The 459-nt window shown below is 78.9% G+C and carries 1 protein-coding gene; it reads right to left on the bottom strand.

Translation table 11 applies throughout. From position 1 onward, the window contains the following. A partial coding sequence (locus DZG00_RS16480) for a PfkB family carbohydrate kinase (RefSeq protein WP_233550191.1) occupies positions 1-459 on the bottom strand: 459 nt, incomplete at both ends.

Raw genomic sequence — 459 nt, 5'->3', positions numbered from 1 at the left:
CGTCGCGACGAGCGGGGCGGCGACGACGACGGGCATGGATCCACCGGCCGCGCCGGACGCGGGCGCCGACACGAGCAGGGCGCCGCGCTCGCTCATGGTGACGGCGACCGTCGCGACGCCCCACTTCGCCTGGAGCAGACGGGCTGCGTCGGCCGCCGCGGACACGTCGCGCCCGGCTAGCCCTGAGAACGCGCGCGCCTCGGCGAGGTTCGGGGTGGCGAGCGCCGTGTTCGGGACGGGCGGCTCGCCCGCGGGGTGCGGATCCCACACGAGCGGCACCTCGGCGGCGCGCGCATCCAGGGCGGCGCGCAGGCGGGGATCGCGCGTGACGCCGCGGCCGTAGTCGGCGACGACGATGGCGTCGGCCGTGGCGATCGCGTCGAGCATGGCGTCGGTCGCGGCGGGCGCGGGCGGCGGTGCACAGCCCTCGTCGATGCGCGCGACGGCGTGGCCGTCGGC

The organism is Clavibacter lycopersici, from assembly GCF_003576405.1.
GTDB lineage: Bacteria > Actinomycetota > Actinomycetes > Actinomycetales > Microbacteriaceae > Clavibacter > Clavibacter lycopersici.
This window is presented reverse-complemented; position numbering and strand designations above follow the sequence as displayed.